We start from the raw sequence: 7,715 nt of genomic DNA on the forward strand, positions 1-7,715 counted from the left end.
GCCCGAACACAGCCATTCCCTCGCCGAGGCGACGCTTCGGTCACGCGTGTCGAATCTGCTCCGTGACGTACCGATCCGCGACTTCGAGCGCCCGATCCAGGGCGGCGAGGCCGGACCTGACGTCCTCATCCGGGGTGTTGAGCGGCGGCACGACATGGATCCGATTGAAGTTCGCGAACGGCAGCACGCCTTCGGCCTTGAGCGCTGCGATAACCTCGTTCATCTCCGGCGAGCTGCCGCCGTAGGCTGCCAGCGGCTCCTTCGTCGTCCGGTCCTTCACGAGCTCGACCGCCCAGAAGCAGCCCATCCCCCGCACATCCCCGACCGCAGGGTGGCGCTGCGCCATCTCCCGCAGACTCGGGCCGATGATGTCCTCGCCGAGGCGGTCGGCGTTGGCGATCATCCCCTCGTCCTCCATGGCGGTGATCGTCGCGACCGCTGCCGCACAGGCGAGCGGATGTCCCGAATAGGTCAGTCCGCCCGGGTAGGCACGGTCGCGGAAGGTCTCGAAGATCGCGTCCGAGATGGCGACCCCGCCGAGCGGAACGTACCCGGAGTTCACACCTTTGGCGAAGGTGATGAGGTCCGGGGTGACGTCCCAGTGGTCGAGGGCGAACCAGCGACCGGTGCGACCGAAGCCGGCCATCACCTCGTCGGCGATGAAGACGATCCCGTACTTCGCCGTCAGCTCGCGCACCCCGGCGAGGTAGCCGGCCGGCGGGGCGTAGATTCCCGCGGTGCCCGGCACGGTCTCGAGGATGAGTGCGGCGATGTTGCCGGGCCCTTCGAGGGTGATCATGTCTTCGAGGTGGGCCAGCGCCCGCTGCGTCTCCTCGGCCTCGGACGTCGAGTTGAAGTACGACCGATACGGGTAGGCGGGCATGAAGTGAACGATGCCCTCAGCGGAGTAGTCGTTGGCGAACCGGCGAGGATCCCCGGTGACATTGACGGCCAGCTGCGTGCCGCCGTGGTAGCTGCGGTAGGCCGAAAGCACCTTCGACCGCCCCGTGTGCAGCCGGGCCATCCGGATCGCGTGCTCGTTGGCGTCGGCTCCCCCGTTGGTGAAGAACACGTGGTCGAGGTCGCCCGGGGTGCGTTCGGCGATGAGTCGGGCCGCCTCGGAGCGGGCCTCGTTGACGTGCTGCGGCGCGATCGTGCACAGCCGGCCCGCCTGTTCCTGGATGGCGGCGACGACGGCCGGGTGCTGGTGGCCGATATTCGTGTTGACCAGCTGCGATGACATGTCGAGGAGCTTTCGGCCCTCACCGTCCCAGACATAGGAGCCTGCAGCGTCGATGACCGTCATCGGGTCGAACGGTCCCTGTGCCTGCCAGGAGTGGAAGACGTGCGCACGGTCGAGTCCGTGGGCACGTCGCCCGGCCTCGATACGGTCGGGGCCGATCCTGTCGGCGCCGGTGCGATCAGCGTCGCGGTGCGATTCGGTGAGCGGGGAATCCGCGGTAGTGGTCATGGCTGCTCCTTCGCCGAGACGGTGCATCGTTGCGTGAACGCCCGCCCCGTGATCGGGGCGGACGTCCATGGTGGTCTGTTCAGTCGTTGGTCGGGAACCCGAGGTTGAGTCCGCCGTGGCTGGGGTCAAGCCAGCGTGAGGTCACGACTTTTCCGCGGGTGAAGAAGTGGACGCCTTCGTCGCCGTAGGCGTGGGTGTCGCCGAACAGCGAGTTCTTCCACCCGCCGAAGGAGTAGTAGCCCACGGGCACGGGAATCGGGACGTTGATGCCGACCATGCCGACTTCGACTTCGTTCTCGTATCGGCGGGCCGCTCCCCCGTCGTTGGTGAAGATCGCGGTGCCGTTGCCGTACGGGTTGGCGTTGATGAGGTCGAGGCCCTCGTCGTAGCCGGGGACGCGGACGACGCAGAGTACGGGGCCGAAGATCTCATCGCGATAGATCGACATGTCCGGGGTGACGTCGTCGAACAGAGTCGGGTTGAGGAAGAACCCCTCGGCCGGGGCGCTCTCCCGACCGTCGAGGACGACCGTTGCCCCCGCCTCCGCGCCGGCATCGATGTAGCCGGCGACCTTATCGCGGTGGGCCGCGGTGACGAGCGGTCCCATGTCCGGCTCGGTCGCCCCGTCGCCCACGCGCAGGGTCGTGGTGCGCTCGGCGATCCTCGCCACGAGCTCATCGGCGATGGAGTCGACGGCGACGACCACGGAGATCGCCATGCAGCGCTCACCGGCTGCCCCGTAGCCCGCGTTGACGGCGGCGTCGGCGGCGAGGTCGAGGTCTGCATCGGGCAGGACGAGCATGTGGTTCTTCGCTCCGCCGAGCGCCTGGACGCGTTTGCCGGCGGCCGTGCCGTTCTCGTAGACGTACTTCGCAATCGGGGTCGATCCGACGAAGGACACCGAGGCGACGTCGGGGCTTTCGAGGATCGTGTCGACGGCTTCCTTGTCGCCGTGGACGACGTTGAACACGCCGTCGGGCAGGCCGGCTTCCTTCCACAGCTCGGCGAGCCAGTTCGCCGCCGTCGGGTCCTTCTCCGAGGGCTTGAGCACGACGGTGTTGCCGGTCGCGATGGCGACGGGGAAGAACCACATCGGGACCATGGCCGGGAAGTTGAAGGGCGAGATGATCGCGGAGACGCCGATCGGCTGGCGCAGGGAGTGGACGTCGATGTTCGTCGAGGCATTCTCCGTGTGACCGCCGCGCAGGTGGCCGGCGATGCCGCAGGCGAATTCGACGACCTCCTGACCGCGGGCGACCTCGCCGAGGGCGTCGGAGACGACCTTGCCGTGTTCGGCGGTGATGATCTCGGCCAGCTCCTGCTTGCGCGCATTGAGCAGCTCGCGGAAGTTGAAGAGGACAGCGGTCCGCTTGGCCAGGGACGTGTCGCGCCAGGCGGGGAAGGCGGCCGAGGCCGCGGCGATCGCCGATTCCACGGTCGCCTTCGAGCCCAGTGCCACCTGGCCGCTGACGACTCCGGTGGCAGGGTTCGTGATGTCGCCGAGGCGGGTGTCCGTGTCCGCGGTGACGGTCTGTCCGTTGATCCAATGGGTCAGCGTTGCCATGTGGTGTCCTTCTGCGTCGTCGGTACGTCGATTGAGTCCATCCTCGGTCGGCACCGCCGATCCCAACAGCGTCAGAGTGTCAGAATATTCTGCTCAGGCTTTACACTGTGTCAATGGATACTACGATGGATTCGGGTGGGCCGTCTCTGAGCATCGCCGGTCTGCTCGAATTCGAGGAGATCAGAGCTGCAGAGCCTGCGGTGATCGCCGGCGACGCACGTCTCGATCGGGCGATCCGCTGGGTCCACATCGCCGATTCCGAATATGTCGAACGGTTCCTCGAAGGTGGGGAGCTCGTGCTCACCACGGCCACGACCTTTCGCCACCGCCCCGAGGCGATGACCGAGTTCCTCGACCAGCTCGAGCGGGCGGCAGCGGCGGGCACGATCATCGAACTCGTCGACGAGGGCTCGGCCTTCGACGAGGCGGCAGGCATGATCGTGCGGGAGGCCGCCTCGGCGAGGAATCTGCCCGTCGTGGTGCTCCCGCACCGGGTGAAGTTCGTCAAGATCACGGAGTTTGCCCATCGACGTCTCCTCGCACAGCAGATCTCCCAGCTCGAACATGCCCGCGAGATCCACGAGACGTACACCCAGCTGAGCCTGTATCGGGCCGGAGCGCAGACGATCGTCGACCGCACCGCCGAGCTGCTGGGGACTCCGGTGATCCTCGAGGACGTCGCGCACCGGGTGCTCGCCCATGCGGGGCGAGATTCGGCGACACTGGCACAGAAGTGGGCGGGCCTCGTCACCGGGGCGAGCACCGAGCCCGGTGTGGAAGCCGCGGCGGATTGGCGGCAGACGCCGGTCGGGATGCGGGCACGCCGGTGGGGGCGGCTCGTCGTGCCCCGCCCGGCCGAGTCGAGAGCAGCCCTCGATCAGGTCATCGAACGGGCCGGAGAGGCGCTGACGCTGACCCGCATGGCCGATCGGGACGAACAGGATCTGCTGCTGCAGGCGCAGAGCGGTCTGATCAGGGAGATCTCGGATTCCGACGGTCTCGACGACCGTGCGGCCCTCGAGCGCGCTCGGTCACTGGGGTTCTCTCCGGCGCCCGGGGCGCAGTTCCTTCCCGTCGTCGTCCGCCTCGACCGGGATACCGACACCGATCCGACGCGCGTTCAACTGCAGGAGCGCGGGCTGACCCAGGAGGTCGTCGCCGCCGCGGCGCGTGTGGGCTCGGCATGTCTGGTGACGAGTCTGCAGTCGGGAGTCTTCGGGTTCGTCCTCGCTGCGGCCGGCACCAGAACCGGATCGGGCGGACGTCGTTCGCGCCGGTCGGGCGGAACAGAGATGTCGGGTCGACCGGAGACGTCTGGCGGCTCGGATGCCGAGCAGCTCCTCGCCGGTCTTCTGAACGAGGTCGAGGAGTATGCGGCCAGCTGGGTGGTCGGCGTCGGGCGCGGCAGCGCATCACTGTGCGGTGCGGTCGCCGGGCTCGACTCCGCATCGCAGGTCGCCGAGGTGGCAGCGACGCTCGACGTGCGCGAGCGCTCGTTCTACCGCTCCTCCGACGTCCGGCTCCGCGGCTTGCTCTCCCTCTTCGCCGATGACTCTCGAATGCGGGCATTCGCCGAGGGCGAGCTCGGCCCCCTGCTCGGCGATGGCGCCGGCCGCTCCCCGAGCGCAGCAGAAAGCAGCAGTGATGCGAACCGTCGCTCCCCTGCCGATGAGAGTCTGCTCGACTTCCTCGAGCTCCACCTCGCCCACGGCGGGAACATCTCGGCGATGGCGCGGGCCGGGTATCTGTCCCGACCCGCGCTCTACGCACGAATGACGAAGCTGCAGAACCGCCTCGGCGTCTCGCTCGATGATGCGGAGTCGCGCACGGCACTGCATGTGGCGCTGCTGTGGTGGCGGATGCACGGCTGAGGGGCGGTGCCGGTGAGCCCGCGGTGGCCGGGTCGGTGAGCCCGCGGTGGCCCGGCCGGTGAGTCATTCGAACAGGGAGCGGATCGTGTCCGTGACGGGGATTCCTCGGTCGGCCGCCTCGGCGCGGTTGGCATAGCGACGATCGCCGGGCTGACGGTCCATGCCCGCGTCGCGGAGCATTTCGACGAATTCGCGGACTCGGCCCAGGTAGGCGTCATTGCCGCCGCGCTCGGGATCGATGACGATGAAGAGCTGACCGGTGCGGAAGGTGTGGGCACCTTCGGGGGCCTCCGCGTCGATCTCGTAGGTGAAGGCACCGCCGGTCAGCCCGGCCGCCAGCGTTTCGATCATGAACGACAGCAGGGCGCCCTTGTGCCCGCCGATGGGGCGAATGCCGCCGCCGTCGAGGATGGCGTTGGGATCCGTGGCGTCCGCGCCGGTCGAGTCGACCCCGGTCCCGACCGGAACGTCTCGGCCCTCGGCCCGCAGCAGCTGCAGGTCCCCGTGGGACATCGACGACGTGGAGAAGTCGAAGACGATCGGGTCCGCACCAGCCACGGGAGTGGCGAAGCCGAACGGGTTGGTGCTGAAGACCGGGCGCGTGGCCCCTTCGGGAACGACGGCGAGCTTGCCGCTGGCGATCATGCCCATCGCCACCCGACCCTCGCGGGCAAAGGACTCGAGGTCGGGCCACAGAGCACTGAAGTGGTGAGTGCTGCGCAGGGCGATGACAGCGACGCCGGACTCGGCAAGCGCCTCGTCGATCGTCGGGCGCGCCTCGGCGAGTGCGGGTTGGGCGAAGCCGTTGCGTCCGTCGATGCGGATATAGGAGGGACCGACGACGTCGATGTTCGGCTCCGCGGCCCCGTCCGCCCAGCCGCGGGTCAGCGAATCGAGGTAGCCGGCGACGCGGAAGACTCCGTGGCTGAGAGTGCCGTCGCGTTCGCAGGTGGCGCAGTTGGTCGCGAGCACTTCGGCCACCGAAGGCGAAGCGCCGGCGGCCACGAGCTTCGCTTCGATGGCAGAGACAAGGTCATCGAAAGAGATTCGGTCGGATACATTCGTCATTGTGCGCTCCTCCTCTGCGGCCGATCGTGTCGGCGTCGACCACGGCCCTTACCCAGCAGACTACCGTTCAATCAGTCATCGGCCCTGCAGTTCCTTGACCGTTCCTCCGTTCTCGTCTGCGGGTTCTCAGTTCTCATCTGCGGGTACAGCAGCGCTCGTGCCGCCGCTCCAGATGTTACCGACGGGAAAGCCGGCGGGGAACGGATCGTCGGGCTGGGGACGGGCTCAGTCTTCGTAGCGGATTTCGACGCGGCGGTTCTTCGCCCGACCTTCGGGGTCGTCCTTGCCGCCCGTCTCATTCGACGCAACGGGGTCGGACTCGCCGAATCCCTTCGCAGTCACGTCGAGGTCCGAGTTCTCGGAGGTGAGCACCTCGGCGACGGCTTTCGCGCGGTCTTCGGAGAGCTTCTTGTTGTAGTCGTCGTCGCCCTTGGAGTCCGTATGCCCGCCGACAGTGATCTCGGAGTCGGTCGGCAGGTCCGTGACGAGGTCTTTGATCTTCTTCATCGCGGCGTCGCTCAGTTCGGACGAGTCGAAGTCGAAGAGGATGTCTGTGTCGAGCGTGACCACGGTGTCGCCGCCGCTGGCCTTCGTCGTTTCGACGTCTTCGATTCCCTTCTCCAGGTCATGGATCCCCGGTTCGAGTTCGACGATGCTCTCGTCGATCTGCGACTGGTCGGGACCGGTGAAGTCATCCGGCGTCGGAGCATCTCGGTCGGCGATGTCCTGCGGAGTCACGGAGTCTGCGAACGCGAATGCGGGTGGGCCGGCGATGACAATGCCGGCAGCAAGGATCACCGCTGCAGGACCGGAGACTGCGGACCTCACGAGATCGTCACTCCGGTGACGAGGTTCATTCCGTCGACGACGGAGACCTCGACCTTATCCACATCCGGCGGCGGGGCCGCGAAGACAGCGAATGCGTAGTGGGTCTGGCCGGGTTTGAACTTCGTACTCTGGTAGCCGGTCTGCGCTCGATCGACGGTGTACTTGAGCACATGGTGCTTGCGCAGATTCTGCGAGTCGACGAGGAACGGAGTCCAACTTGCATCGCCGAGGTAGCCGTAGAGATCGTCGCCGTCATCATCCTCGTCTGCCTTGTCCGAGTTCACGGTGAACGCGAACTGCGCCACGACAGTTTCGCCCTGACGCTTCAGCGGGAACAGCGCGACAGTCATCGTGGCCGTGTCATCGCCCTCGACAGTCGCGGGGATCTTCTGGGAGGCGACGGGATCGGGAAGATCATTCGGATCGAGGCCGGCCGCCTCGGCGGATCCGGTGTCTTCGGTCGATCCTGCGGCCTCGCCGGACTCCTGGCCGGCTCCTTGGGTCTCAGTGCCCTCGGGGTTCGGGTCCTCTGCATCGTCTCCGGATGTGCAGGCGGTCAGGGTCAGCGCCAGAGCGGCGGCGGCAACGGACAGAGCTGTCCTGCGGATCAGGGGCATAGCGATGGGAGTTCTCCTCAGTAGTCGCCGGAGCAGCATCTCTGCTGGTGAGCTCCGGTGGCGCGGGGCGGACGCCGATCACCGTACCCCGAACAGGTGAACTTTCACTACATCGAACATAAGTCGAGACGAACACAGTTCTCGGCACTCGCGGCTTCAAAATTCATGCGCCCTGATCCAGATCACCACACATGCATTTTGAAGCCGCTCATGAGTGGAAATGGCGGGATGAGAAAACCCCCGCGGTCCGCTTGTTCCAGCGGTACGCGGGGGTTTCCCGTTCTGCGGAGCCGGTG

General features: G+C 67.0%; 6 protein-coding genes. 1 reads left to right on the forward strand and 5 read right to left on the reverse strand.

The genetic code is table 11. The features are described from left to right. Window positions 1-40 precede the first annotated feature (40 nt). Together AD89_RS0105685 and AD89_RS0105690 are read right to left on the reverse strand one after the other, a co-directional pair. Window positions 41-1,471 carry an aspartate aminotransferase family protein gene (locus tag AD89_RS0105685; RefSeq protein ID WP_025777644.1) on the reverse strand — a complete coding sequence of 477 codons (1,431 nt, stop codon included), beginning with the start codon at window positions 1,469-1,471 and terminating at the stop codon, window positions 41-43. Window positions 1,472-1,550: 79 nt separating this feature from the next. After that, window positions 1,551-3,035, reverse strand: coding sequence for a CoA-acylating methylmalonate-semialdehyde dehydrogenase (locus tag AD89_RS0105690; RefSeq protein WP_025777645.1), 1,485 nt, complete (start codon window positions 3,033-3,035; stop codon window positions 1,551-1,553). 113 nt (window positions 3,036-3,148) lie between these two features. On the opposite strand from AD89_RS0105690, the gene AD89_RS0105695 reads away from it, so the two are divergent. Further along, window positions 3,149-4,906 (forward strand): PucR family transcriptional regulator, encoded by a 1,758-nt coding sequence (locus tag AD89_RS0105695; RefSeq protein WP_081770352.1) that lies wholly within the window; start codon window positions 3,149-3,151, stop codon window positions 4,904-4,906. Between the two features lie 63 nt (window positions 4,907-4,969). On the opposite strand, the gene AD89_RS0105700 is transcribed toward AD89_RS0105695, so the two are convergent. The 3 genes from AD89_RS0105700 to AD89_RS18215 form a co-directional block, all read right to left on the reverse strand. Continuing rightward, window positions 4,970-5,974 (reverse strand): Ldh family oxidoreductase, encoded by a 1,005-nt coding sequence (locus AD89_RS0105700; RefSeq protein WP_025777647.1) that lies wholly within the window; start codon window positions 5,972-5,974, stop codon window positions 4,970-4,972. Window positions 5,975-6,199: 225 nt separating this feature from the next. After that, the gene (locus AD89_RS18210; protein WP_025777648.1) at window positions 6,200-6,802 is read right to left on the reverse strand and encodes an OmpA family protein; all 603 of its coding nucleotides are present in this window, start codon (window positions 6,800-6,802) and stop codon (window positions 6,200-6,202) included. Continuing rightward, window positions 6,799-7,419: a hypothetical protein gene (locus tag AD89_RS18215; RefSeq protein ID WP_025777649.1), complete on the reverse strand. Its 621-nt coding sequence runs from the start codon at window positions 7,417-7,419 to the stop codon at window positions 6,799-6,801. The genes AD89_RS18210 and AD89_RS18215 overlap by 4 nt, the downstream gene beginning before the upstream one ends. Window positions 7,420-7,715: the final 296 nt, after the last annotated feature.

Origin of the sequence: Brevibacterium sp. VCM10 (genome assembly GCF_000583215.1) — a bacterium.
GTDB lineage: Bacteria > Actinomycetota > Actinomycetes > Actinomycetales > Brevibacteriaceae > Brevibacterium > Brevibacterium linens.